This window comes from Shinella sp. M27 (genome assembly GCF_049199905.1).
Classification (GTDB): Bacteria; Pseudomonadota; Alphaproteobacteria; order Rhizobiales; family Rhizobiaceae; genus Shinella.
In genome coordinates, this window is the sequence record NZ_JBLZPK010000043.1 from 1 (window position 1) to 269 (window position 269).

The following is a 269-nucleotide window of genomic DNA, read 5'->3' on the forward strand; positions in this document are numbered from 1 at the left end:
GCGGCGGCTGGTTCTCCTGTCCACCGTTGCGGGGCGCACGCCGGAGGAGCGAGAGCGCGTCCTTGCCCGGTTGGCCGCTCTCCAGGCCGGCACGCCCGCCGATCACCACAATGCCTCGCTTTCCCGCTGGTTGACGGAGGCCTTTCAGGACAAGAACCCCGAAATCATCGACCGGCTTCGCGCGCGCGATGCGGAAAACGATCCGGATTGCTACGCGTCCGCCTACAGGGTGCTTGCCGAAACCGATTTTGGCGGTTTTATCGACCAGA

The 269-nt window shown here is 65.1% G+C and carries 1 pseudogene; it reads left to right on the plus strand.

Annotation, left to right across the window (positions count from 1 at the left end):
* Positions 1-269, plus strand: a pseudogene (locus ACOZK4_RS17230) (alpha/beta hydrolase); the annotation flags it as partial.